20 protein-coding genes and 1 pseudogene are annotated in these 25,841 nt (G+C 69.9%); 13 read left to right on the forward strand and 8 right to left on the reverse strand.

The genetic code is table 11. The features are described from left to right. Nucleotide 1 precedes the first annotated feature (1 nt). Nucleotides 2-772, reverse strand: coding sequence for a response regulator (locus ACIOKD_RS25970; protein ID WP_402088485.1), 771 nt, complete (start codon nucleotides 770-772; stop codon nucleotides 2-4). A 108-nt stretch (nucleotides 773-880) separates the two neighbouring features. On the opposite strand from ACIOKD_RS25970, the gene ACIOKD_RS25975 reads away from it, so the two are divergent. The 3 genes from ACIOKD_RS25975 (at nucleotide 881) to ACIOKD_RS25985 (ending at nucleotide 4,547) form a co-directional block, all read left to right on the forward strand. Next, nucleotides 881-2,488, forward strand: coding sequence for an ATP-binding protein (locus ACIOKD_RS25975; protein ID WP_402088488.1), 1,608 nt, complete (start codon nucleotides 881-883; stop codon nucleotides 2,486-2,488). After that, nucleotides 2,485-3,690, forward strand: coding sequence for a PP2C family protein-serine/threonine phosphatase (locus tag ACIOKD_RS25980; protein ID WP_402088491.1), 1,206 nt, complete (start codon nucleotides 2,485-2,487; stop codon nucleotides 3,688-3,690). Before ACIOKD_RS25975 ends, ACIOKD_RS25980 begins: the two co-directional genes overlap by 4 nt. A gap of 170 nt (nucleotides 3,691-3,860) precedes the next feature. Then, nucleotides 3,861-4,547 carry a beta-glucanase gene (locus ACIOKD_RS25985; protein WP_402088494.1) on the forward strand — a complete coding sequence of 229 codons (687 nt, stop codon included), beginning with the start codon at nucleotides 3,861-3,863 and terminating at the stop codon, nucleotides 4,545-4,547. Nucleotides 4,548-4,601: 54 nt separating this feature from the next. Here the strand turns inward: ACIOKD_RS25985 and ACIOKD_RS25990 are convergent, their stop codons facing one another. From ACIOKD_RS25990 to ACIOKD_RS26010, 5 genes are all read right to left on the reverse strand, one after another. After that, nucleotides 4,602-6,968: an AbfB domain-containing protein gene (locus tag ACIOKD_RS25990; RefSeq protein ID WP_402088497.1), complete on the reverse strand. Its 2,367-nt coding sequence runs from the start codon at nucleotides 6,966-6,968 to the stop codon at nucleotides 4,602-4,604. Between the two features lie 228 nt (nucleotides 6,969-7,196). After that, a complete protein-coding gene (locus ACIOKD_RS25995; RefSeq protein ID WP_402088500.1) occupies nucleotides 7,197-8,138 on the reverse strand; it encodes a TauD/TfdA dioxygenase family protein in 942 nt (313 codons plus the stop codon). Nucleotides 8,139-8,407: 269 nt separating this feature from the next. Next, nucleotides 8,408-11,521 carry an AfsR/SARP family transcriptional regulator gene (locus ACIOKD_RS26000; protein ID WP_402088503.1) on the reverse strand — a complete coding sequence of 1,038 codons (3,114 nt, stop codon included), beginning with the start codon at nucleotides 11,519-11,521 and terminating at the stop codon, nucleotides 8,408-8,410. A gap of 404 nt (nucleotides 11,522-11,925) precedes the next feature. Continuing rightward, complete coding sequence (gene glpK / locus ACIOKD_RS26005) at nucleotides 11,926-13,443, reverse strand: glycerol kinase GlpK (protein ID WP_402088506.1); 1,518 nt, start codon at nucleotides 13,441-13,443, stop codon at nucleotides 11,926-11,928. Nucleotides 13,444-13,470: 27 nt separating this feature from the next. Continuing rightward, nucleotides 13,471-14,316: an MIP/aquaporin family protein gene (locus tag ACIOKD_RS26010; protein WP_402088509.1), complete on the reverse strand. Its 846-nt coding sequence runs from the start codon at nucleotides 14,314-14,316 to the stop codon at nucleotides 13,471-13,473. A gap of 198 nt (nucleotides 14,317-14,514) precedes the next feature. Between ACIOKD_RS26010 and ACIOKD_RS26015 the strand changes: the two are divergent. Then, nucleotides 14,515-14,703: pseudogene (locus ACIOKD_RS26015) on the forward strand (alpha/beta fold hydrolase); the annotation flags it as partial. A 45-nt stretch (nucleotides 14,704-14,748) separates the two neighbouring features. Next, entirely contained in the window at nucleotides 14,749-15,276 is a 528-nt protein-coding gene (locus ACIOKD_RS26020) for a DinB family protein (protein WP_402088512.1), read from the forward strand. A gap of 105 nt (nucleotides 15,277-15,381) precedes the next feature. Here ACIOKD_RS26020 and ACIOKD_RS26025 read toward each other — a convergent pair whose 3' ends face one another. Continuing rightward, the gene (locus tag ACIOKD_RS26025; protein WP_402088515.1) at nucleotides 15,382-16,176 is read right to left on the reverse strand and encodes a hypothetical protein; all 795 of its coding nucleotides are present in this window, start codon (nucleotides 16,174-16,176) and stop codon (nucleotides 15,382-15,384) included. A gap of 235 nt (nucleotides 16,177-16,411) precedes the next feature. Here ACIOKD_RS26025 and ACIOKD_RS26030 point away from each other — a divergent pair, with 235 nt between their 5' ends. Continuing rightward, a complete protein-coding gene (locus ACIOKD_RS26030) occupies nucleotides 16,412-17,389 on the forward strand; it encodes a TIGR01777 family oxidoreductase (protein WP_402088518.1) in 978 nt (325 codons plus the stop codon). A 284-nt stretch (nucleotides 17,390-17,673) separates the two neighbouring features. On the opposite strand, the gene ACIOKD_RS26035 is transcribed toward ACIOKD_RS26030, so the two are convergent. Beyond that, complete coding sequence (locus ACIOKD_RS26035; RefSeq protein WP_402088521.1) at nucleotides 17,674-18,690, reverse strand: LacI family DNA-binding transcriptional regulator; 1,017 nt, start codon at nucleotides 18,688-18,690, stop codon at nucleotides 17,674-17,676. A 283-nt stretch (nucleotides 18,691-18,973) separates the two neighbouring features. Between ACIOKD_RS26035 and ACIOKD_RS26040 the strand changes: the two genes are divergently transcribed. The 7 genes from ACIOKD_RS26040 to sigJ all read left to right on the forward strand — a co-directional run bounded on the left by ACIOKD_RS26040 (nucleotide 18,974) and on the right by sigJ (nucleotide 25,773). Then, nucleotides 18,974-20,287 (forward strand): ABC transporter substrate-binding protein, encoded by a 1,314-nt coding sequence (locus ACIOKD_RS26040; RefSeq protein WP_402088524.1) that lies wholly within the window; start codon nucleotides 18,974-18,976, stop codon nucleotides 20,285-20,287. Nucleotides 20,288-20,427: 140 nt separating this feature from the next. Next, nucleotides 20,428-21,417 (forward strand): carbohydrate ABC transporter permease, encoded by a 990-nt coding sequence (locus ACIOKD_RS26045; RefSeq protein ID WP_402088527.1) that lies wholly within the window; start codon nucleotides 20,428-20,430, stop codon nucleotides 21,415-21,417. 13 nt (nucleotides 21,418-21,430) lie between these two features. Further along, nucleotides 21,431-22,375 (forward strand): carbohydrate ABC transporter permease, encoded by a 945-nt coding sequence (locus ACIOKD_RS26050; protein ID WP_402088530.1) that lies wholly within the window; start codon nucleotides 21,431-21,433, stop codon nucleotides 22,373-22,375. A 101-nt stretch (nucleotides 22,376-22,476) separates the two neighbouring features. Beyond that, entirely contained in the window at nucleotides 22,477-23,931 is a 1,455-nt protein-coding gene (locus ACIOKD_RS26055) for a GH1 family beta-glucosidase (RefSeq protein WP_402088533.1), read from the forward strand. Nucleotides 23,932-24,144: 213 nt separating this feature from the next. Next, complete coding sequence (locus ACIOKD_RS26060; protein ID WP_402088536.1) at nucleotides 24,145-24,390, forward strand: DUF5133 domain-containing protein; 246 nt, start codon at nucleotides 24,145-24,147, stop codon at nucleotides 24,388-24,390. A 164-nt stretch (nucleotides 24,391-24,554) separates the two neighbouring features. Next, complete coding sequence (locus ACIOKD_RS26065) at nucleotides 24,555-24,818, forward strand: DUF3459 domain-containing protein (protein ID WP_402088539.1); 264 nt, start codon at nucleotides 24,555-24,557, stop codon at nucleotides 24,816-24,818. Nucleotides 24,819-24,828: 10 nt separating this feature from the next. After that, complete coding sequence (gene sigJ, locus ACIOKD_RS26070) at nucleotides 24,829-25,773, forward strand: RNA polymerase sigma factor SigJ (RefSeq protein ID WP_402088542.1); 945 nt, start codon at nucleotides 24,829-24,831, stop codon at nucleotides 25,771-25,773. Nucleotides 25,774-25,841: the final 68 nt, after the last annotated feature.

Genomic DNA, 25,841 nt, shown 5'->3' on the forward strand with positions numbered 1-25,841 from the left:
TTCAGGGGCGGGGCCGGGCGGCGGTGTCGAGGTAGAAGGCGTCGATGCTCTGGACGGCCTGCTCGAACTCGTCGAGGTTGACGGGCTTCGTCACGTAGGCGTTGGCGTGACTGCTGTACGCGCCTGTGACGTCGTCCGGAGCGGTGGACGTCGTCAGGACGACCACCGGGATCGTCTGCAGGTCGTCATCGCTCTTGAGGACCTTCAGCAGGTCGCGGCCGTTCATCCGCGGCATGTTCAGGTCGAGGACGATGAGGTCGGGTCGCGGGGTGCCCGGCGTCCGCAGGTGCTCCAGCGCGGCGACTCCGTCGGTGACCTGGACCAGATTGCGGGCCCCGCGCTCGGAGAGGGCTTCCTCGATGAGCATGGCGTCGGCCATGTCGTCCTCGACGAGCAGGACGTCGAAGGGGCGGGCGGGGGTGGTCATTGTCGGTCGCTCCGTGGGTTTCTCGTTGGAGTGGTGGAAGAGTCCGGGCCAGCGGCGCCGTGCTCCCTGCCGGGTCATGCCGCAGGCGGCACCGATCTGCGGGTATCCGGCACCCGCGCGGGCGGCGGCCACGGCCGCGTCCTGCTGGAGTCGTTCAGTGGCCTGCTTGAGATGATCCAGCACGTGCAGCAGGGCCAGGGCTTGTGCCGGGTCGTCCGACGCGGGGTGCGACGTGGCTTCCACCAGCCTGTGGGCGAGGCGCTGCGCGAGATTGCCGACCGTCGCGTCCGCGATGGTGGCCGTCTCCTGCGGAGTGATCCGCAGCGCGAAGTCCTTGCCTGGCATACCCGGCACTCTAGGTCCCCGAGGTGCCCCGCGACAACAAGGGTTGTCGCCCTCTAAAGTGTGCTGGCCAAACAAGCAAGGCGACAGTCACAGCGAGGAGCCCACAGAATGACCGGCGATGAGAGGCAATCGCGTACGCGAGGGCTTTCCGCGTGGACGACCAGGCGGTGGCTTCGTGTAGGGGTGGCCGCGTCCCTGGTGGTTCTGGCCGTGCTCGGGGCAGCGGGCGCCTACGTCCTGGGGCGAACCGGGACGATCAGCCGTGACCTCGTGGACGTGCGCTCTCCCGCGCTGACCGTCGCGATACGCCTGGAAGCGGCCGTGCTCAACCAGGAGACCGGAATCCGCGGCTACGGACTCACCGGTACGAAGGCGTTCATGACCCCTTACGAGGAGGGGGTGAACGAGCAGGATGCCGACCGAAAGCAGCTCACCGCGCTGCTGCGGGACGACCCCGCACGTCTGAAGGACCTGCAGACCGTGCAGGACGCCGTGACGAGGTGGCAGGAGAGGATCGCCCGGCCCGTCGCCGCCGAGCGGCCCGGCTCGCCCTCGCCGCTGGCCACCGAACGGGCCGCGGAGGGCAGGGCCCTCTTCGACGATGTGCGTGCCACCCTGAGCGGCCAGCAGGAACGGCTGCGCGCGGACCGTGTTCGGGCCAGGGACGACCTGATGTCCACGATGGCCCTGCGCAACTGGGTGTTCAGCGCCATCGCGGTGCTCATCGTCGTACTCACGGCGTTGATCTTCGAGGGGCTGCGCCGCGGCATCAACAGGCCCCTGGAGCGGCTCGGCGCGGACGCCCGTGCCATCGCCGGCGGTGACTTCGAGCATCCCATCACCCCCACCGGCCCCGCGGATCTGCGGCGCCTCAGCAGCGAGATCGACTTCATGCGCCGGCGCCTCGTGCGGGAACTGGCCTTCAGCGAGGAGACACGGCTGCGTCTGGACGCACAGACCGCGGACCTCCAGCGCTCCAACGCCGAGCTGGAACAGTTCGCGTACGTGGCCTCCCACGACCTGCAGGAGCCGCTGCGCAAGGTCTCCAGCTTCACCCAGCTCCTCCAGCGGCGCTACGGAGGGCAGCTCGACAGCCGCGCCGACCAGTACATCGACTTCGCGGTCGACGGGGCGAACCGCATGCAGACCCTCATCAACGACCTGCTCGACTTCTCCCGGGTCGGCCGGCTGCACAACGCCCACCAGAGCGTCGACCTGGACGAGGTGCTGGAACGGACCCTGTCCACGATGAGCGTCGGTATCGAGGAGGCCGGAGCGACGATCACCCACGACCCGCTGCCGACCCTGGTCGCGGACCCCACCCAGCTGGGCATGCTCTGGCAGAACCTGATCGGCAACGCCGTCAAGTTCCGGCGACCGGGCGAAGCGCCGAAGATCCATGTCACGGCGGACCGGGAAGGCGAACTGTGGCGGTTCACCGTCACCGACAACGGCATCGGCATCGCACCCGAGTACGCCGACAAGATCTTCGTGATCTTCCAGCGGCTGCACACCAAGGACACCTACTCGGGCAGCGGGATCGGCCTCGCGATGTGCAAGAAGATCGTCGAGTTCCACGGCGGTACCATCTCCGTCGACCCGGCCTACCACGACGGCGCCCGCATCACCTTCACCCTCGCGCCCCGGCCGCCGGAAAGCCCCGGCACGGTCACCACGCCGGAGGCCACCCGCTCGGAGGCGGAGCAGGCACGATGACCGGACCCACGACGGCCGCCCCGGGCGCGGCCTCCGACCAGCCGATGTACCGCATTCTCCTGATCGAGGACGACCCGGGCGACGCGCTGCTCGTGGAGGAACTCCTGCACGACACCGGGCTGGCGTTCGCGCTGACCATCCGGACCACGCTGGCCGAGGCGCGCGCCGAACTGGCCGGCCACCTTATCGACTGCATCTTCCTCGATCTGCACCTGCCCGACGTGTCGGGCATCGACGCGGTCACCGCCGTCCGCAGGTTCGCCCCGCACACCGCGGTGATCGTCCTGACCGGGCTGTCCGAGGACCGGGCGGGCACCGACGCCATGGCGGCCGGAGCCCAGGACTACCTCGTCAAGGGAAAGGTCGAGGCGGACCTCCTGCAGCGGACGCTGCGCTACGCCGTCTACCGGAGCCAGACCGAACGCGCGAGCGCCGCGGCCCAGGCCGCGCAACTGCGGGCGGAGGAGAACGCCCGTCTGGAACGCGGTCTGCTGCCGCAGCCGATCCTCGACACCTCCACGATCCGAGTGACCTCCCGCTATCTGCCCGGTGCCACGATGGCCCTGCTCGGCGGCGACTTCCTCGACGTCGTCGAAGGGGACGACGGGCTGCTGCACGCCGTGGTCGGAGACGTCAGCGGGCACGGCCCCGACGCCGCCGCGCTCGGTGTCTGCCTGCGCATCGCCTGGCGCTCCCTCGTACTCGGCGGGCACCGCGGGGACGACCTGCTGCACCTGATGGAACGCATCCTCATAGCCGAACGCGGCAGCCAGCAGTTGTTCGCCACCTGCACCCTGCTCACCCTCGACCAGGAGGCCGCCACCGCCACCCTCCACCTCGCCGGCCACCACGAACCCCTTCTCACCGCACCCGAGGGGACCTGGGAGGTGACCGCCGCGCACGGCATCGCGCTGGGTATCGTGCCCGGAGTCCACAGCTGGCCCCCCACGGTCGTCCCGCTCCCGGCCAGCGGAGCCCTGACCCTCTACACCGACGGCCTCACCGAAGGACACAACGGGACGAAGGAGGAGCGGCTCGGCGTCGAAGGGCTGCTCACGCTGATCGGGAAACTGCCGTCGGCGGACCCGGCCGCCCATGTCGACCTTCTCATCAAGGAAACCCATGCGCTGAACGCCGGCCGGCACTCCGACGACCTGGCCGTGCTCCGCCTCGACTGGGGCGGCCGGCTCGCTCGTCCCTGAGACCCGACGACAGTCCCTGTCCGCCCGTGAACCCCTTGTCCGGTGGGCGAGTTCACCCGGGCGGGTTGTTTGCACGGCGGGTGGGACCGGTCGGCGCATGAGCGCCGGCCGGCCGGGGAGAAACAGACTGCGCGCATTGTCCCTGTTCCTCCGTCGCAAGGAGCCGGACTGTGTCCGACGTCGTCTTCACAGCCGATTTCAGTTCGCGAAGGCAGTGGGTGGCCGGCCGTTCCTGGGCCTATCCCGAGGGCGGTCCGGTCAATCCGGCCGACAACAAGCTGGACCACCTGGTCTCCGACCCGGCGTACTCCCGTGACGGCACGTTCCGCGCCACGCGCCGCAAGGACGGCCTGTGGAGTGCGGGCCTGCTCACCACCGAGGGGAGCGAGGACGACTTCGTGGTGCGCGCGGGGGACGTGCTGGAGACACGGGTGCGCCTGCCCACCGAGGTGGGAGCGTGGCCGGCCATCTGGACCTGGCGGGACGGGAACCAGGAGATCGACGTGTTCGAGTACCACCCCGACAACCCCGATCTGCTGGAGTTCTCCAACCATGTGCGCGGCGGGCATCTCTACCACCACGACGAAGCCGTGCGTCCCGGCGGTCATGTCGACCTGCGGGTGGAGTTCGGCGCCCGATCGGTGATCTGGTGGCTCAACGGCACGCAGGTCTTCGCCGACAGACGCGGGGTGGGGAAGAACTGGCACGCCCACCTCATCGTCAACCTGTCGGTGAGCGCCGGGCGCTACCACCCTCGTCCCGAAGCCGGGACCAAGGAGATGTCGTACGCCGTGGAGAGTCTGATCGTGCGCCGTCCGGCCGCGGAACCGCACCGGGCGGCCGAAGCGCCCCCGTGAGCGCAGGACGGGCGAGGGACGGAAGCCGGTTCGGCCGCCGTCCCTCGCGTGCGGTCAGGGTGCCCAGGGTGCCTCGACGGCCCAGGTGGTGTCCTCGGTGAAGGAGGCGGGGTTGTCCCAGGTGTGGGAGCCGCCCGGGGTGGCCAGCCACACCTCGGCGTTGTGGTGCCGCAGATACTGCTCGGGGAAGTTGGACGCGGACAACCGGACGCCGCCGCCCGCGCCGCGCACGGCACAGAAGGTCGCGTCGGCCTGGAACACGGCCCCGCTGCCCGACTCCTTGTAGACGCGGTAGTCGCGGTGACGCAGGTACTGGCCGGGGTAGTTGCGCGACTCGAAGGAATAGCAGGCGGTGTCGGCGAGGCCCGGCACGATCTTCCAGGTGGCGTCGCTCCTGAGCAGGGCGGCGCTGTTCGCGTCGACCACGTCGGTGTAGGCGGCTCCGTCGCGGTGCCGCAGGGAGCGGTTCGTGTAGCCGGGGGTGGTCACCCGCAGGGACCTGTACTGGCCGGAGGGCAGGACCACGGGGGTGGTCGGAGCCCGGGAGGTCTCGATGAGGGCGCGGTTGGCGGCCTGGACGCGGGCCGCGTCCACCTTGACGACCTGCCGGTCATAGGTGAGGAGGCCGTTCGCCTCGTTCTCCACGTCGGTGATCTCCGTGTAGACGGAGGCCGAGAGCCCGGCGGGCATCCGCACCTCGCGCAGCGCGTCGAGGAGCCCGACCAGACGGTTGTCGAGATGGGCCCGGTCCGCCTGGTCCTCGTAACTGAAGCCGCCGCCCGGATACCACTCGTGACCGGCGACCTTGAACCCCAGACCGCCGTATTCACCGAGGACGGCGGCGCGGGTGGCACTGGGCACGGTCGTGCCCGGACCGACATAGACATGGTGGTCCAGAACATCGCCGTTGCCGCCGTCGACCGCGCCGCAGCAGTTGATGCCGCTCATGTTGTTCACCAGCCGCGAGGGGTCGTACGCCTTCACGTGGTCGGCGATGCGGGCCTGGTCGTACTGCCCCCAGCCCTCGTTCTGGTCGACCCACATCACCACGGACGGTGAGCTGCGGTGCTGGTCGATGACGCGGTCGTACTCGGCCTCCCACTGCGTGCGGGCCGCGCTGTCGGGGGTGCGGGTGTCCATGGACGGCATGTCCTGCCAGACGAGCAGCCCCAGCCTGTCCGCCCAGTAGAACCATCGCTGCGGCTCGACCTTGATGTGCTTGCGCACCATGTTGAAGCCGAGGTCCTTGTGTTTCTGCAGGTCGTACTTGAGGGCGTCGTCGGTCGGCGCGGTGTAGATGCCGTCCGGCCAGTAGCCCTGGTCGAGGGTGCCGGTCTGGAAGACGAATGTGCCGTTGAGGACGGGACGCAGGACGCCGTCGACCCGCGCGACCCCCACGGAACGCATGCCGGTGTAGCTGCCCACGGAGTCGACGACGGCCGAACCGGAGAGCAGATCGGCCTTCACGTCGTACAGGAACGGATCCTCGGGGGTCCACAGGCGCGGGTTCGGTAGGGACACCGTGATCGTGCTGCCGACCGCGCCGGTCGCGGTGCCCACCGTGGTCGAGCCGGAGGACACGGTCACCCTGGCACTCTGCCCGGAGACACCGTCGCCCCTGACGGTGACCTTCACTGTGTTGTTCGTGAGGTCCGGCACCATGTCGAGGCGTGTGATGTGCGCCGTCGCCGTCGGCTCCAGCCACACCGTCTGCCAGATTCCGGAGGCCGCGGTGTAGAAGATGCCGCCCCCCGGGTGCGGGGCCACGTCGTTGATGCGCTGCTTGCCGACCGCCCCGATGCCTGTCTGACTGGGATCCCAGACGGACACGACGACGGTGTTGGTGCCGCCGTTGAGCAGACCGGTGATGTCGTACGAGAAGGAGTCGTACCCGCCGCTGTGCGTGCCGCCGGCCTGGCTGCCGTTGACCCAGACCGTCGTACGCCAGTCGCTGGCACCGAAGTTGAGCTGGACGCGGCGGCCGTTCCAGCCCGCCGGGACGGTGAAGGTGCGCTTGTACCAGAGCTTGTCGTTCTGGGTGATCTTGCGCTGGATCCCGGAGAGCGCCGACTCCGCGACGAACGGCACCCGGATCTGCTCGGAGAACGAGGCGGGCCGGCCCGCGTCCGCCGAGGTGACCGCGAAGTCCCAGATGCCGTTGAGATTGGCCCAGTCGGGACGGGTGAGCTGAGGTCGCGGATACTCCGGCAGCGGATTGTCGACCGATACCTGGTTGGTCCACGGGGTGGTCATGGGGGAGGGCTTGGGCGTCCACGCGGCCGGTGCGGCCTGCACGGTGCCGGTGGCGGTCAGGGCGGCCGTGCAGACCAGCGTGAGGGTGGCGAGCACGGTGGTGATCCGCCTCGCCCGCTGTCTCAGCCAGTTCGTCCGGGGGTGCGGGGCCGGGGTTGTGCTGCGCATCGTGACTCCTTGGGTGTCGGGGCAAGGACGTACACGTACGGAGAGAAGGCCGGCGGCTCGCCGCTTCAGCCTGTACAACGTTGGAAAGAGCGATAGTCCGCATGACAGCACGACACCGACGGTCTGTACAGGTCCATGACAAAAACAGCGGGAAAGGACTCGACGCCGGCCCCCGGACCGTCCTCGCCCAGGGGCCGGGCGCCCTGCTCGGCAGGGTGGTCTCCTGGCTCAGTACGGGCGGTCGCCGGCGATGGCGACGCGTTCCGCCACGCGACGGTGCGAGCCGTAGTCGTTCACCGCGTAGTGCTGGGTGGCACGGTTGTCCCAGAAGGCGATGTCCCCGGCCTGCCAGCGGAAGCGCACCTGGTACTCCGGAACATGCGCCTGCTGTACGAGGTGGCGCAGCAGCTCGTCGCTCTCCTCACGGGCCAGGCCGGTGATACGGGTGGTGAAGGAGGTGTTGACGAACAGCAGCTTCCTGCCCGTCTGCGGATGCGTGCGCACGACGGGGTGTTCCACCGGCGGGAAGGCGTCCTGGAACGGGGCGAGCCGCTCGGGGCCGTAGAAGCGCGCGAAGCCGGGGATGAAGTCGTGCACGGCGGTGGCACCGTCGATACGGGCCTTCACCTCCTGCGAGAGGTTGTCGTACGCGGCGGCCATGTCCGCCCACATGGTGTCTCCACCGAAGGGCGGCACCTCGCGCAGCTGGAGCACGGCACCGAGCGCGGGCCGCTCCCGGAAGGTGACGTCCGCGTGCCACACGTTCTCGAAGGTCGGTGTGGCGCCGGCTCCCTTGTCGAAGCGCACCACATCGGCGCTGGAGCCGCGGGCGAGCAGGGGATTGGTCTCCAGCTCACCCCAGTTGCGGGCGAAGCCGCTCTGCTGCTCGGACGTGAGGTGCTGGGCGCGGAAGAAGAGCACCTTCCACTCCAGCAGGGCCCGGTCGAGCTCCTCGCGCAGGGCGGGGACCAGCGGGCGAGACAGGTCGAGGCCTCGGACCTCGGCCCCGATCGTGCTCGCCTGCGGTATCAGCTCGAAGAGGTCGTAGGGGCGGGCGGGCCGGCCCTCGGGCAGGCGCCGCAGCTCACGGACACCCTCGTGGATACCGCCCGCCGGCACGCGGGCTTCGCGCAGTGTCGGCACGATTGTCTGCGGAATGGTCACCGTCATGAAGATGCTCCTCGTTGCATGGCTCGATGGCCGTCGGCCGACAGGCACGGGACGTGAGGAGATGACCAGCACGAATAGACTGCGGCGCGGCGAGAGTGGTACGGCTCGGTTCGGTGGAGAACCGGCTAGCGGCCGGAGCGTTCGCACCCGGTCCGATTCGGGGCACGCAGAGGCCCCGTCATCGCGTCGCAACAGTGCCAGGTCATGCTGATCATTGTGGGAGGTGCCCCCTCCGCTGTCAACGGACGTCGGCGAGGGCCGCGGCCGGCTCAGGCACAGTCGGGGCTGTGCGTGTCCTCCTGCCGTCGTGTCTCCAGGGCGGCCAGTGACTCGCTCACCCCCGCGGCGCGCGGTGAACCGATGGCGCTGTACAGGGCGAGTGCGTCCTGCCAGTGTCCTCGGGCCGTCGGCAGGTCGGCGCGGTCCTGGTGGAGGCGGGCCAGGCCGATGTGGGCGCGGGCCTGCTCCTCCTTCTCCTCGATCTCCATGGCCAGTGCGAGGGCGGCGCGGTGTGCGGTCGCGGCCTCGTCCGGTCGGCCCGAGCCGTGCAGTGCCTCGCCGAGACCGTTGAGGCTGCCCGCTTCGCCGTAGCGCTCCCCGGTCCGCTGGAACAGGGCGAGAGCCGCCCGTTGATGGGTGGCCGCCTGCCGGTGGTGGCCGAGGCGGTTGTGGGCGTCACCGAGATTGCTCAGGGCGTGCGCCTCGCCCCCGCGGTGGCCGAGCCGCCGGAACAGGGCGAGTGCCTGCTCGAAGTGCTCGGCCGCCGTGGCGTGCTGGTCGAGCCGGGAGAGCACGATGCCGAGATTGCCCAGCGCGCTGGCCTCGCCGAAGGCATGACCGAGGGAACGGAAGAGGGCGAGCGCCTGCCGGTGCTTTTCCGCGGAGGTCTCGTAGTCGTTGAGCAACTCGTGCACGATGCCGAGGTTGTTGAGCGTGTCGGCCTCGCCGCCGATGTCCCCGACCTTCCGGAAGAGGACGACTGCCTCGCCGTGCCGCTGGGCGGCCTCGCGGTACTGTCCGCGCAGTTCGTGCAGGACACCGAGGTTGGTGAGATTGCGGGCCTCGGCCACCGGCAGCCCGATCCGCCGGCAGAGGGCGAGCGACTCCGTGTGGTGCCGGACCGCTTCGTCGTACTGCGCGAGCCTTCGGTGGGTCGTGCCGAGGCAGGTGCCCACCTCGGCCTCGCCCCGCTGGTCACCCGCCGCGCGGGCGGCACGCAGGGCGTTGCCGTGGATGACGAGCGCGTCGGTGAAGAGCCCACGGCTGTCGAAGTGGCGGTGCAGGGTGGTGGACAGGCCGACGGCGTGCTCGGCCCTGCCACGCCCGGCCTCGGTCGCGGTGACCGCCATGAGCACGGCGTGCTCCGCCGCCAGCCACTCCTTGGCGTGGGCCGCGTCGGGAAACGGCGGCGGTTCGGTCCGGGGGGCCGGGATCCGGGGCCGCAGGTGTCTCTCGGCCGGGAACAGTACGTCCATGGCGGCGCAGGAAGCCGCGAGATAGTGGGTCAGGAGACGGTCGAGCGCCGCCTCGCGGTCGGCCGGCCCGTCGTGCCGTTCGGCCTGCCAGGCCGCGTACACCCGCAGCAGGTCGTGCATGCCGTAACGGTCGGCGCGGGTGGGCTGGATCAGATGGCTGCGGGCCAGCAGCTCCAGTGTCCGCCGGGTGTCGGCGACGGAGCGTCCGCACAGGGCGGCCGCCGCGTACGCGTCCACATCGGGTCCCGGGTGCAGGCCGAGCAGCCGGAAGGCGGCGGCGGCTTCGCCGGGCAGGCGGTCGTAGGACCAGGAGAAGACGGCACGTACGGCTGCCCGGGGATCGTCGTCCGAGTCCAGCAGCTCCAACCGGCCCCGCCGGTCGTCCAGTTCGGCGGTGAGGGCACTCAGGGGCGACGCGGGACGGGAGAGCGCCAGTTCCGCGGCGATGCGCAGGGCGAGGGGCAGCCGTCCGCACTGCTCGGCGAGGACGGCCGCGGCCTGTGGTTCGGCCGCTGCCCGGCTGCCGATGAGCCTGCTCAGCAGTCGTACGGCGTCCTTGGGGGGCAGCACGTCGAGTACGAGCCGGTGGGCGCCGTGCAGGGACACCAGGGAGCTGAGGACGTCCCTGCTCGTCACCACGGTTCTGCACCGGCTCGCGCCGGGCAGGAGCGGGCGTATCTGCTCGCTGGAGGAGGCGTTGTCGAGCACGATGAGCATGCGGCGCTCGCTCAGCTCGGTGCGGTAGCGGGCGGAGCGGTCGTCAGGACGCAGCGGGATCTCGGAGCCCGGGACACCCAGGGCCACGAGGAATCCGGTGACGATCTCGGCCGGGTGCACCGGTTCGTCCGTGTCGTAGCCGCGCAGGTCCGCGTAGAGCTGGCCGTCGGGGAACTGCTCGCGCACACGGTGGGACCAGTGGACGGCCAGGGCTGTCTTGCCGACTCCGGCGGTGCCGGACACGGCGGACACCACGACCGTGTTGGTGGCGTCGGCCCCCTCCTCGGTGGACAGCAAGTGCCGCGAGAGTTCGTCCAACTGCTCCTCGCGTCCGGTGAAGGCCCGGACGTCGAAGGGCAGTTGCGCGGGCCGGGAGGGCGATGTCCGCGTGCCGTCCGCCGTGGGGCCGGACTCCGTGCCGGTGGCGGCCAGGGGGCGGTCGCGCAGGGCCTCCTTGTAGGCGGTGCCCAGTTCCACTCCGGGGACCGAACCCAGCTCGTCGGCCAGCCGGCCGCGGACTTCGGCGTAGTGCTCCAGGGCCTCGGCGGTCCGGCCGGCCTGGGCCAGGGATCTGATGAGCAGGGCGGCGAGGGGTTCGGCCAGGGGGAACTCGTCGGACAGGGTCCGCATCCGGCCGATCGCCTGCGAGGCGTGTCCCGTCGCGGTCTCGGCGCGGACCCACTGGAGGGCGGCTTCCAGCCGTTCGTTCAGCCAGGCCGTCCGGGTCCGCTCGGCCCAGGCCCCCGGCAGGTCGGCCAGTGGCGAGCCCCGCCACAGGTCGAGGGCGTCGCGCAGGAGGCGGCCGCACTCGGCGTCACCCGGACGCAGACCACGGGCCCGGGTCACCAGCGCCCTGAAACGCAGGAGGTCGATGCTGTCGTCCGCCGCCCGCAGAAGGTAGCCGCCCGACACCCGGGCCAGTTGGAGCGGCGGATGGTCCGCCGTCCCGTCCTCGCCGCGCGCCGCGTCGTCCAGTACGCGCCGGACCCGGCTCACATGGGAGTACAGCGTCGAACGGGCCGCGTCGGGAGGGGTGTCGTCCCAGACCCGGTCCACCAGGGCGTCCACGGTCATCAACCGGCCCGCGTTGGCCGCCAGCGCCGCGAGGACCACGCGCTGTCTGGGCTGTCCCAGCTCGACGTGACGGCCGCCGGCCCACAGTTCCAACGAGCCCAGTAATCGAAGATCCACGTCCCCACCCACGATCGCCCGCTCTGTTTTTCACGAACTCCCCCGATCTTGCCCAGGATTCCACACATGCGGGGCCGGTGGTGCCGTGATGGTGAGGGTTCCGGTACGTCCGGTGAACCCGGCTCAGCCAGGGACGACAGGCAGGTCCGGGGGACGGCCGTGCCGGGGGCCGGGAGGCCCGGCAAGGTTTTCACAAGGTCTCTCGTGCAGTCTTCGAGCAGCCGGTTGGTCGGCCCGGCGGGTGGACCCCCCTTCGCGCCGGGCCGGTCAACCGGATCAGCCACAGGTTTTGACACGGAGTCGAACCTGTTGTGGGGCTTCGCCCGTCGCCGCTGTCAACGGGGGTCAGCGGCGGCGGAGCGGAGCACCGGACAGAACCGATGCCCCGTCTCGCGCACGCGCCGTCAGGGGACGCGCACCCAGTCGAGGGTGCGTTCCACGGCCCTCTTCCACTCGGCGTAGCCTTCCGCGCGCCGGTCGTCGGACCACTGCGGTTCCCAGCGTTTCGACTCGTTCCAGTGGGTGCGCAGTTCGTCGGTGTCCCGCCAGAATCCGGTGGCCAGCCCCGCGGCGTACGCCGCGCCCAGCGCGGTCGTCTCGGCGACGACGGGACGGCTCACGGGGACGCCGAGGATGTCGGCCTGGATCTGCATGCAGAGGTCGTTGGCGGTGACCCCGCCGTCGACCTTGAGCACGTCGAGGTGGACCCCGGAGTCCTGCTCCATGGCATCCACGACGTCGCGGCTCTGGTAGCAGATGGCTTCCAGGGTCGCTCGTGCCAGGTGCGCGTTGTCGTTGTACCGGGCGAGTCCGACGATCGCCCCGCGTGCGTCGGAGCGCCAGTAGGGCGCGAACAGACCGGAGAAGGCCGGCACGAAGTACATGCCGCCGTTGTCCTCGACGCTCCGGGCGAGTTCCTCGCTCTCGGCGGCGGTCTTGATGATCTTCATCTGGTCGCGCAGCCACTGCACCGCGGAGCCGGTCACCGCGATGGAGCCTTCGAGTGCGTAGACCACCGGCTCGTCACCGAACCTGTACGCCACGGTGGTGAGCAGCCCGTGCTCGGAGCGGACGAGTTCGGTGCCGGTGTTGAGCACCAGGAAGTTGCCGGTGCCGTAGGTGTTCTTCGCCTCGCCCGGCGCGAAGCAGACCTGTCCGACGGTCGCCGCCTGCTGGTCGCCGAGCACACCCCCGATGGGCAGGGCCGCGCGCAGTGGCCGGGAGGCGCGGGTGACGCCGTACGCCTCCGGGTGCGACGAGGGCCTGATGGCAGGCAGCATGGCCCGCGGGACGCCGAAGAAGCCCAGCAGTTCGTCGTCCCAGTCGAGGGTCTCCAGGTTCATCAGCATGGTGCGGCTGGCGTTGGTCACGTCGGTGGCGTGGATGCCGCCGTCGGGTCCGCCGGTCAGATTCCACAGGACCCACGCGTCCGTGTTGCCGAACAGGGCATGGCCCCGCTCCGCCGCCTCGCGTACGCCGTCGACGTTCTCCAGGATCCACTGGATCTTGCCCCCGGAGAAGTACGTGGCAGGCGGCAGCCCGGCCTTGCGGCGGATGACGTCGCCCTGCCCCGAGCGTTCCAGGGCCGCCGCGATCCTGTCGGTGCGGGTGTCCTGCCACACGATGGCGTTGTAGTACGGGCGGCCGTTGCGCGGATCCCACACCACCGTGGTCTCGCGCTGGTTGGTGATACCGATCGCGGCCAGGTCGGTCGCCGTCAGGCCGCCGTAGCGCAGGGCGTTCTGGATCGCCGAGTTGGTGCGTTCCCAGATCTCCACCGGGTCGTGTTCCACCCAGCCCGAACGCGGCAGGATCTGGGCGTGCTCCAACTGGTGCTTCGCCACCTCGTTGCCGCCGTGGTCGAAGATCATGAATCGGGTGCTGGTGGTTCCCTGATCCACCGCGCCGATGAAGTCCGCCATGGGTTTCCGCCTCTCCGGCCGGTCGGGTCAGTCCTTGGACGCCGGGGCACGTCCCGGCTGCTCGGGTTCCGCGGACGGCAGGAAGCGGCCGATGAAGACCTTGTACAGGCCCGCGCCGAGCAGCCCGCCGATCAGGGGGCCGATGATCGGAACCCAGAAGTAGAGGTTCCCGTACTGATCTCGCCACGCTCCGCCGTAGCCGGTGAGGAAGCTGGCCAGCCGGGGTCCGAAGTCACGGGCCGGGTTGATGGCGTACCCCGCGTTCGTTCCCCAGGCCATGCCGATCGCGACCACGACCAGGCCGGTGATGAACGGGCCCAGGTTCGCGCCCGGGGGCGTGTTCAGCAGGTCCGTGATGGCCAGGATCAGCAGGAGCAGGATGGCGGTGCCGATGACCTGGTCACGGAACGCGCCCCACTCGTGGACCGGCAGGGCGGGGTTGCCGTTGCCGGGGAGGGTCGAGAACACGCCTTGCGTCTTGATGGTGTGTCCGGGGTCGGCCTTCGCCAGAGCCTCGCTGTAGTTCCACCGGACGAGGAGCGCGGCCACGAAGGCGCCGGCCGTCTGGGCCAGCGCGTAGGGAGCCACCTTGCGCCACGGGAATCCCTTGAACGCGGCGAGTGCGACGGTCACCGCGGGATTGAGGTGAGCGCCGCTCAGCCTCGCCGCCACGTAGACGCCCAGGGTGACACCGAGGCCCCACGCCCAGGCGATGCTGTCGTGGTCGCCCAGGCCGCCCGCCGGATCGGTGAGAGCGCCTCCCGCGGACACCTGGGCCACCACACCGCAGCCGAAGAGAATGAGGATCAGGGTGCCCGCGAACTCGGCCGACAGTTCGCCGACCAGACCGGGCCGTATACGTCGCTGAGCCATGGAAGCTCACCCTCCGCCGGCTGTACCGGCCGTCGACCGCCCCGAGCGATATCCGCCAGGCTAGGACGGTTCACGCGAAAGCGCATATCAGGCATATCCGGTCGGTTCTGGCGGCGGGGCCGCAGTATTCCGGTTGGTGCCTTCGGTACCGTCGCGGGCCACGTTCGAGGGCGGGTGCGAGGTCGGTCGACGGCGGCCAGTGTCCCCACCCTCGTCGTCGCCGGAGAGAACGACCGGGTCGAGCCCGTCGACGTGCTCCGCGACAACCTGGTCCCCTACCTCCCCGGAGCCGACTTCGTGGTGCTGCCTGACACGGGCCACCTGATCCCGCTGGAAGCCCCGGCCGGACTGGTCGACGCGATCGTCGCCTTCGCACCCGTTTCCTGACCGGCGGGGCTGTGGGACCGCAGCCGCTCCTGCGAGGGTGTGGCGATGAATACGACACCGGACGGACGGATCATCCCGCCCACCCATGCCGGCGAACGCGCCATGCTGGAAGCGTGGTTGGACTTTCACCGCGCGACTCTCGCCCTGAAGTGCGCGGACCTGGGAGACGATCGGTTACGACTGGCCGCGGTGGCGCCGTCGCCGATGACGCTGCTGGGCCTCGTTCAGCACCTGGCCGAGGTGGAACGCAACTGGTTCCAACGCGTCTTCGCGGGTGAGGACCTGCCACCTGTCTTCGGGCAGGGCAATCACGACGGGTACGCCCTTGAGCCGGACCGGGGACTGGACGAGGTGACGGCTGTCTGGCAGGCGGAGATCGCCCGGGGCCGTGAGCTGATCGCCGACGCGACCCTGGACGACTCCGGCCGCCTGTCCGAACAGGACGCGGGACACGTCGGTCATCAGGGAGTCTCGCTCCGCTGGATCATGGTGCACATGATCGAGGAGTACGCCCGTCACAACGGTCATGCCGATCTCATCCGGGAGGGAATCGACGGAGTCACCGGCACTTAAGGGGTGTCAACCGTAATCGGGGTGCTCCTACGGGGGTGTGTGGTCGGTGCCGCTGCCGGGTGCGGCAGCGGCACCCGTCGCTCACCGCCGCGTCCGCGCCCCTGCTCAGGCCAGCAGGACATCCTCGCCCGCCGTCACGGGGACGACCTCCTCGGCCGAGGGCGCCTCGGCCTCCACCGGCGTCCCGAAATCCGAGAGCGTCATCGTCGTCACGGCCTTCGTACCGCCGAAGTAGGACAGCCGGACCTGGACGGCGCGCCCCTTCCCGTCGACCCACACATCCGCGTAGACGGGCACGTCGTCGCCGAGTTCCTCGCGCATCTCGTCCAGACCCTGTCTGGTCTTCGTCGTCATCCGGAGCGTCGCGGTGGCGTGGTCGATCGTTCCCCTGTAGTGCACCGCCGGAGCATCGTTCACCCGCTCCTCGCCCTCTTTCGTCACCTGCCGCATCGCCTTCATCTGGCGGAGCAGATGCTCGGGGTCGTTCAGTGGCGACCGCAGGAAGTAGCGGGTCTGGGCCTCGCTCCGGTCGGCTGCCGCCCACACGCCTTCGCCCACTGCCCGTGAGCCCCGCACATAGACCGTGTCATCGACGAAGACCTGCTCGACAGGGTCCATTCCGCTGTCCTCAAGGTCCACCGTGAGCCGGCCCCTGTCGCCCGCCAGGTCGAAGGCGCCGGCGATCACGAACACGTACGTCGTGTGGCTGTCGGTGGACCGCATCTCGATCGTCTCGTCCAGGCGGGCGCTGTCCGCGCTCGTCCTCGCGATCGCGGCGCGCACGGCCGCCGCGTTGGCCGCGGCCTTCTTCGCACTCTCACCCGAGTCACTGTCCGCGCCGCCGGAACACGCGGTGCAGACCAGGAGGACGGCGACGGAGAGGAAGTGGGCGCGGCGCATGGGCTCTCCGAGAGATAGTCACTGCGGTGGGGTGGAGCCCGAAAGGGCCTGCGGATCTTCGCATGCGACCGGTGCCGGGGTCCAGAATTCTCGACTGCGGCACTCCGCATTCGGGCGACGGAGTCGCCTACCCACCCGGTCGCGACCGGCGAAGCCCGCACGCAACCTCGACCCCTAGTTGAACATGTTCAAAAATGAGCGATACGCTGTCTTCGAACGAAGCCGAGGGGGTTCGATGAAGGTAGTGCTGCCCGGGGGAACCGGACAGGTGGGCGCGATTCTCGACCGGGCGCTGACAGCGGCCGGCCACGAGGTCACGGTGGTGACCCGGCGGCCGTCGAGGGCACACGACATCGGCTGGGACGGGACCACGCTCGGGCCCTGGGCCGAGGCGATCGACGGCTGCGACGTCGTCGTCAACCTGGCCGGACGCAGCGTCTCCTGCCGTTACACCGAGGACAACCTGCGGGCCATGATGGACTCCCGGGTGGACTCGGCGCGCGTGGTCGGTGAGGCGATCGCCGCCGCCGCACGGCCACCGCGCGTCTGGTTGCAGATGAGTACGGCGACGGTCTACGCCCACAGTCTCGACGCGGCACACGACGAGACGACCGGGGTGATCGGCGGTTCGGAGGCCGGGGTGCCGGACTACTGGGCGTACAGCGTCGAGATCGCGGAGAACTGGGAGCGGGCGCAGGCCGAGGCGCCGACTCCCGCGACCCGGAAGGTGGCGCTGCGCTCGGCGATGGTCATGAGTCCGGACCGGGGTGGCGTGTTCGACGTACTGTCGCGGCTCGTACGACTCGGGTTGGGCGGGCCGGTGGCGGGCGGCGCGCAGTACGTCTCCTGGATCCATGACGAGGATTTCGTGCGCGCGGTGGAGTTCCTGATCGACCGGGACGACATGGAGGGACCGGTGAACCTCGCCTCACCCCAACCCCTTCCGCACCGCGACTTCATGCGGGCGCTGCGCACCGCGTGGCGTGTGCCGGTGGGACTGCCGGCGACCCGCTGGATGGCCGAACTGGGGGCGTTCGCACTGCGCTCGGACACGGAACTGCTGCTCAAGAGCCGCCGGGTGGTACCGGGCCGGCTCGACGCGGCCGGGTTCGCCTTCGCGCATCCCGAGTGGGGGAGGGCCGCCCTGTCTCTGGTCGAGGGGGCCAGGCACAGGCGTCCGGGCCGAGACGCCGGTCCGTCGATGGAGCGGTAGAGGTCCACCCCGGGTTCACCGGTCGTGGAGGAATCACCTGTGCCTCGGCGGCGGAGCGGCGGTGTCCCGTCGCCCGACGGATGCGGAGTGACCGCGACCGACCGGGGCGACCGCCCCGCGTGCACTGGGGGCCCTGATCCGCGTGTGAAGCCTCCGCACCGGTCTGCCCGGCGCACGCAACGCGACGATGGTCCTGCCCGCCCTGGCCGGCGCGCCCCCTGTCGGTACGGACGTCGGCGCCCGGGGCCGCCCGGGTCACCATGGACGCGGGCGGGATCGTGGACTCAGGACGATTCGCGTACGACGAGTTCCGTGGGAAGCACGACGTGCCGGCGAGGCTCCTCGGGGTTGCCGATCTCCTCCAGGAGGAGGCGGGCGATCGTCTCGCCGATCTCCTCGACGGGCTGACGCACGCTGGTCAGGGGCGGGTTGGTGTGCCGGGCGATGATGGAGTCGTCGAAGCCGACCACCGCCACGTCCTCGGGCACGCGGCGCCGCTGCCTGCGCAACTCCATGAGCGCCCCCGCCGCCATGACGTCCGAGGCGACGAACACGGCGTCGAGCGCGGGGACTTGTTCAAGGAGTGAACGCATCGCGGCCTCGCCGCCCTCCTCGGTGAAGTCGCCGGAGGCCACAAGTCGCTCCGCTGCCTCGTGTCCTGCCTTCTCAAGCGCCTCGCGCCACCCCTGGAGCCGGCTGCGTGCCACGTCCATGTCGAGGGGGCCGCTGATCGTGGCGATGGTCCGCCGCCCCTGTGCGAGCAGATGGCCGACGGCCGTCCCGGCTCCGCCCGCGTTGTCGGAGTGCACATGGCTGAGCGACTCGGCGGGGGAGCGGCGTCCGGCGAGTACCGTGGGCAGCCCCATGTCCTCCAGCAGGCCCGGCAGCGGGTCGTGCTCGTGCACCGAGACCAGGAGCACCCCGTCGACACGGCGCTCCGCCACCGACTCGGTGAGCTGGTCCCGCTCCGCCTGGTCACGTACGAGGACGAGTTGGAGCTGTGTGCGGGTCTTCGCGAGAGCGGTGCTGACCCCGCGGATGACCGCCGAGAAGTACGGTTCGGAGCCCAGCCTGCTGGCGGACTCGGGGATCACCAGGGCCACGGAGTTCGTCCGGCTCGTCACCAGGCCTCTGGCGACCGAGTTCGGGACGTAGTTCAGCTCGGCGATGGCGGCCAGCACGGCGGCCCTGGCCTTCTCGCTGACGAGCTCCGAGCCGTTGATGACTCGTGAAACCGTGGTGCGTCCGACACCGGCGCGCGCGGCCACGGTCTTGATGGTCGGACGCTGTCTGCCCCGCATGCCGCCTCCTCGCTCGCGCGCCGCCCGAACGGCTGCCACCTGCGCATTGTGTCAGACCTGAGACGAGCGTCCGAAGGGTCCGGGCACAGCGCCACGACATCTCCTCGCAACGAAGTGGTTTCTACTTCTTGACAGGACCCTGTGACGGCGGCCACGCTCTGGGCCACCGAGTGGGCACGTTCCCATCGACGTTTGGGAACGTACCCACCGGACAAATAGGGCCTGCGGAGCGGACCGCGGGGCTCGAACTCCGGTGCGTCAGCGCCGCCGCTAGGAGGACGAAATGGGCAAGGCCCGAAGGAAGTCGCGTACACGAGCCGTGGCCGCCGTATCGGTTGTGTCGGCTCTCGGCCTGGTCGTGGGCTGCGGAGGCAGCGACAGCGGGGGGACGGGCGGGGGGAAGAAGGACGGCAAGACCACCATCACCATGGGGCTGTTCGGCGTCATGGGCTTCAAGGAGACCGGCCTGCTCGACAAGTACATGAAGGAGCACCCGGATGTCGTCATCAAGGCCGACGTCGCGGGTGACGAGCAGACGTACTACACCGCCCTGCAGACCCATCTGGCCGCGGGCAGCGGGCTGAAGGACATCCAGGGCATAGAGATCGGCAGGGCCAAGGAACTGTCCGACACGCAGAAGGACAAGTTCGTCGACCTGGCCGGCGCGGCCGGGACGGACCACTTCCTGCCGTGGAAGCAGAGCCAGGTGACCACCGCGGACAAGAAGGTCATCGGCCTCGGCACCGACATCGGCCCGATGGCGGTCTGTTACCGCAAGGACCTGTTCGAGCAGGCCGGTCTGCCCACCGACCGCGACGAGGTCGCCAAGCTGTGGGAGGGCGACTGGTCGAAGTACGTCGCGGCGGGCAAGAAGTTCAAGGCGGAGTCCAAGGATGACAAGGTCGCCTTCATGGACAGCTCCAGCGGGCTGTTCAACGCCATGATCTACGGCAACTCCCAGCAGTTCTACGACAAGCAGGGCGAGCTCATCTACAAGACGAGCCCTGTCGTGAAGGACGCGTGGAAGCTGGCCTCCGAGGCGGCCACGTCCGATCTGACCGCCAAGCTCCGCCAGTTCCAGCCCGGCTGGGACCCGGGCCTGGCCAACAGCACCTTCGCCTCCACCGTCTGCCCGGCGTGGATGCTCGCGCACATCAGTGAGAAGGCAGGACCGAAGAACAAGGGCAAGTGGGACGTGGCCAAGGCACCCCAGGGCGCCAACTGGGGCGGGTCCTTCCTCGGGGTGATGGAGAAGAGCCCGGTCAAGAAGGAGGCGCAGGACCTCGTGGCCTGGCTGACCGCCCCCGAGCAGCAGGCCTACCTGTTCAAGGAGATCGGCAACTTCCCCTCGTCGCAGACCGCGCTGGAGATGCCCGAAGTGGTCGACGCCAAGTCCGACTATTTCGCCGGCGCTCCCATCGGGCAGATCTTCGGTGAAGCGGCCAAGGAGATCCCTGACGAGCAGGTGCTCGGCCGCAAGGACGGCACGATCAAGGACATCTTCTCGCAGGGTCTGACCTTGATCGAGGCGCAGAACAAGAGCTCGAACGAGGCCTGGAAGACCACGGAGAAGCGCATCGAGAAGGCCGCCGGCTGACCTGGGCTCCCCTCGCCCACCGCCCATTGCCGCTTCCGTAGCAGCCGCCCGGCGTCCCCCGCACGGCCCGTGCGGGCCGCCGGGCCCATGCCCGCCCTGCCCTCACCCCCCAGCTCACCCTCCAGGAAGGACGCCTTCCGGTGGCCATCTCCACCTCGACACCCCCAGACGGTGCCCCCGGCACCGCCGCGCCGGACGGGACCGGCTCCGGCGCCGAGCGCCGCCGCACGCTGCTCCACCGACTCGACGTGCGCGGCGCCCCGTACGCCTTCGTCGCCCCGTTCTTCGTCGTCTTCGCCGCCTTCAGCTTCTACCCGCTCGTCTACACCTCGTGGATCTCGCTGCACCGCGTCGAACTGTCGACCCTGAACGTCATGGAGTGGGTCGGTTTCGACAACTACACGGCTCTGTGGGACGACGACCGGTTCTGGAACGCGCTGCTCAACACGTTCACCATCGGCGTCCTGTCGACCGTGCCGCAGCTGATGATGGCGCTCGGTCTCGCGCATCTGCTGAACTACCAACTGCGGGGCTCGACGTTCTTCCGCGTCGCCGCCCTCACTCCGTACGCCACCTCGGTGGGCGCCGCGGCCCTCGTGTTCACGATGCTCTTCGAACGCGACTTCGGCATGATCAACTGGATGCTGAGCCTGGTCGGCATCGACAACATCGACTTCGAGAACAACAAGTGGGCCGCGCAGACGGCCATCTCCACGATCGTCATCTGGCGCTGGACCGGCTACAACGCCCTGCTCTACCTCGCGGCGATGCAGGCGATCCCACGGGACCGCTACGAGGCCGCGGCCATCGACGGGGCCTCGCGCTGGCAGCAGTTCCTCAAGGTCACCGTCCCGGGTATCCGTTCCACCATCGTGTTCACCATCGTCCTGTCCACGATCGGCGCCACCCAGCTCTTCGGTGAGCCCCTGATCTTCGGCCAGGGCCCGAACGGCATCACCGGGGGAGCGGACAACCAGTACCAGACGCTGGGCCTGCTGCTGTACGAGGAGGGCTGGAAGAACTATCAGATGGGCCGGGCGGCCACGGTCGCCTGGGCGATGTTCCTGCTGCTCATCGTCCTCTTCGTCGTCCAACGAGTCGTCAAGCGCGTCCTGGCGCGCAGGGCCTGACCGGGAGAACACCATGACCACAGACAGCATCCCGGTCGAGACGGCGGACGCACGCCCAGGGACCGTACAGAAGAAGACACGGAAGAGCGCCCCGCCCGGCGGCCGGAGCCGACAGCTGTTCCGGCACCCGGGTGCCGGACGTCAGCACCACGCGGGCCCCGTCGCCTACATCCTGCTGGGGATCGCGGCGCTCTTCTCCCTCTTTCCGCTCTACTGGACGATGGTGGCGGCCTCCACCGACAACACGCGCGTCACCCAGACACCCCCGCCGTTCCTGCCGGGACCCCACCTGCTGGAGAACCTCGGCAAGGCCTGGCAGGACGCCGCGCTGGGCAAGGCCATGCTCAACAGCATGATCGTGGCCGGTGTGATCGCCCTGTCGACGGTGCTGTTCGCCACCCTCGCCGGCTTCGCGTTCGCGAAACTCCGCTTCAAGGGCCGGAACATCCTGCTGATGCTCGTGATCGGCACGATGATGGTGCCGCCCCAACTCGGCGTCGTACCCCTGTTCATGATGATGACCGAACTGGGCTGGGGCCAGCAGTTGCCCGCCGTCATCTTCCCCACGCTCGTCAGCGCCGTCGGGGTCTTCTTCATGCGGCAGTATCTGAGCGAGGCACTGCCCGACGAACTCGTCGAGGCCGGGCGGGTGGACGGTGCGCACTCCCTGCGCATCTTCTGGAGCATCGTGCTGCCGATCGCCCGGGCTCCCATGGCCGTCCTGTTCATGATCACTTTCGTGCACGCCTGGAACGACTTCTTCTGGCCGTTCATCGTGCTCGACATGTCGAATCCGACGGTGCCGGTCGCCCTCACCCAGCTGAGCGCGGGGTACGTGCGCGACCAGTCGCTGATCATGGCGGGCGCCCTGCTCGGCACGCTGCCCCTGCTCGCCATGTTCATCGTCTTCGGACGGCAGATCGTCGGCGGAATCATGCAGGGAGCGGTCAAGGGATGACCGACCCGCCGTCCCCCTGGTGCCGGGGCCCTCCGGCGCCCACCACCCCGTCCCACCCCACCTCGCCCCTCCCGTCCCGCAGCACATCTGGAAGGACTCACGTGACCACCGTTACCCGACGTGTCGCGCCCACCCCGGAAAACCCCACCGCCGTCCGGTTCCCGCAGAATTTCACCTGGGGCACGGCGACCGCCGCCTACCAGATCGAGGGCGCCGCCACCACGGACGGACGCACCCCCTCGATCTGGGACACCTACTCGCACACGCCCGGCAGGGTGCGCAACGGCGACACCGGTGACGTGGCCACCGACCACTACCACCGCTGGCGCGAGGACGTCGAGATCATGGCCGACCTCGGGGTGAGCGCCTACCGGTTCTCCCTGTCCTGGTCACGGGTGCAGCCGACCGGCCGCGGCCCGGCCGTCCAGAAGGGACTCGACTTCTACCGCGCCCTGACCGACGCCCTGCTGGAGAAGGGCATCGAACCGGTCGTCACGCTCTACCACTGGGACCTGCCGCAGGAACTGGAGGACGCGGGCGGCTGGCCCGAGCGCGTCACCACCGACCGGTTCGCCGACTACGCGACCCTGGCGGCCCGTGCGCTGGGGGACCGGGTGAAGACCTGGACCACCCTCAACGAACCCTGGTGCAGCGCCTTCCTCGGATACGGCTCCGGTGTGCACGCCCCCGGACGCACCGACCCGGTCGCGGCCCTGCGCGCGGCGCACCACCTGAACCTCGCCCACGGCAAGGCCGTTCAGGCCCTGCGGGCCGAACTGCCGTCCCACGCGCGGGCGTCGATCACGCTCAACATCCACCACGTCCGGGCGCTGACCGAGGCCGCCGAGGACGTGGACGCGGCCCGCCGGATCGACGCGCTGGCCAACCGGGTCTTCACGGGCCCCCAGCTGGAAGGCCGGTACCCGCAGGACCTCCTCCAGGACACGGCCGCCCTGACCGACTGGTCCTTCGTGCAGGACGGCGACCTCGCCTCGATCCACCAGCCGCTGGACTTCCTGGGCGTCAACTACTACACGCCCACCGTCGTCTCCGCCGCCACCGGTGAGGCCAGCCACGGCTCCGACGGGCACGGAACGAGCGAGCACAGTCCCTGGCCGGGGGCCGAGGTCGCCTTCCACCGTCCTGAGGGCAGTACCACCGCGATGGGCTGGGCGGTCGACCCCAGCGGCCTGTACGACCTGCTGCTGCGACTCAAGGCGGACTTCCCCGCCATGCCCTTGATGATCACCGAGAACGGGGCGGCGTTCGACGACTACGTGAACCCGGAGGGCGAGGTGGTCGACCCCGAACGCATCGCCTACCTCCGCGGCCACCTGTCCGCGGTGCACCGGGCGATCAAGGACGGCGTCGACGTACGGGGCTACTTCCTGTGGTCCCTGCTGGACAACTTCGAGTGGGGCTACGGCTACAGCAAGCGCTTCGGCGCCGTCTACGTCGACTATCCGACCGGCAGGCGCATCCCCAAGGCCAGCGCGCGCTGGTACGCAGGCGTGGCCCGCACGGGCACCTTGCCGGGCGAAGGAGGCGAGCACTGAGGGGGCCGCCCGCGCACTCGCGCCCAGAGCGCTGATCCGTGTGGCGGATGTGGGGCATGTGCAGGTATGGACCCACCACAACGGGGCACCAGGGGTGTACCCGACACCGTGAGCGGTGTCGCCCAGTGACAACGACGCCACTGAGGAAGTCCCGGTTCTCGCGGTGGCACCTGCCCACACGCGAGCTGTGCTGTGTGTGGGAGAGGAATCACCATGATGGTGCCGGCGGAGAAGGAACTGCGTACGGTCCTGGCCCAGTTCGCCGAGGTGCGGATCGAGCACGACGTGCGCCCCACCGGACGCACCAGCCGCGCTCTGGAGGACGTCACCTACACGCTGTGCGTCATGACCGCCTCGCGCACCGCCGAAGAGGCGCTGCGTACGGCCGACCTGCTGATCGAGCAGTACCGCGCCACGCGAGAGGGCGCGGCGCAGGAGGACGAGACCCTGGCCGCGTAAGGGCGAGGCCGCCCGACGGCGGCTCTGCCGACGCGGGGGCACAGTCGGCTCCCCATCCGCCGGTGTCCCCGCGCCGGTCTGTCCTCCCCTACCGCGAGATGACACAGGCTCTCAGCGTTCGAGCAGCATGCGGCGGGCCAGGCGGGCGATTCCCCGGGTGGCGGGTGACAGGACGGCTCCCTGGCGCCGGACCACGGCGATGGTGTCGTACAGCGGCTCGACACCTACTGGGCGCTGTCGACGATGTCCCGCACCTGGCCAACGGCGCCGTCGGAGTCGTCGCCAACCTCGGCGAGCACCCCGTCCAGCTGCCTCCCGCGGCGCGTGTCCTGGCCGCGTCCGAGCCGGTGACGGCCCAGGTGCCTCCGGATGCCACGGTCTGGTTCACCACGGGGGAGGCCAACACCGTGCGGGAGCCCGCCGGTTAGGATCCGGGTCATGCCGCTGACCGTGGAAGACGTGGACCGGTTCGAGACGCTGAGGCCTCGTCTGGAAGCCATCGCCTATCGCCTTCTGGGTTCGGCGAGCGAGGCCGAGGACCTCGTACAGGAGACGTTCCTGCGGTGGCAGGCCGCCGACACCGGGCGTATCGAGGTCCTGGAGGCCTGGCTGACGAAGGTGCTCACCAACCTGTGCCTCAACCAGCTCACCTCGGCCCGCGCACGGCGTGAGCGGTACGTCGGGCAGTGGCTTCCCGAGCCGCTGCTCGACGGGGACCCGATGCTCGGCCCCGCGGGCACCGCCGAGCAGCGCGAGTCGCTCTCGTACGCGGTCCTGACCCTCATGGAGCGGCTGTCGCCCAACGAGCGGGCCGTGTACGTGCTGCGGGAGGCATTCGACTACCCGCACCGGGAGATCGCCGAGATCCTCGGCATCACCGAGACGGCCTGCCAGCAGATCTTCCACCGCGCCAAGCGGCACGTCACCGACGGCAGGGCCCGCGCCGAGATCGACGGGGCCGCCGCCCGGCGGATCGTCGAGGAGTTCCTGTCGGCCGCCACCACGGGAAGGACCGAACCCCTCGTACGGCTGCTCACCGCTGACGCCGTCTCGGTCGGTGACGGCGGCGGGAAGATCCCGGCCAGGACCACGCCGTTCGAGGGCGCACTCGCGGTCGCGAAGTTCATGCGGGGCCTCTTCAAACCGGCACCGGCCAAGCGTGCCCTGATCGGCGGTTCGGCCGCGATACACCTGACGACAGCCAATGGCGGCCTCGCCATCGTCGCCGTGGTCGAGGGCAGGGTCGTCGGCATCACGTGCCTGGAGGTCACCGCCGAGGGCATCGCCGCGTTCCGCAGCCAGGTCAACCCCGACAAGCTGGTACGCGCGGCCGGGGTGTGGGCGGCGGCCGACCACGGGGAACCGCTGTTCAACGCCTTCTGACGCCGGTGTGAGCTGCTTCACAAGGTGTTCCTGTCAGGAATCGGCGTGCTGTCCGGTTCAAGGGCCGT

The sequence above is a fragment of the Streptomyces sp. NPDC087844 genome, assembly GCF_044742785.1.
In the GTDB taxonomy this organism is placed as follows: Bacteria; Actinomycetota; Actinomycetes; order Streptomycetales; family Streptomycetaceae; genus Streptomyces.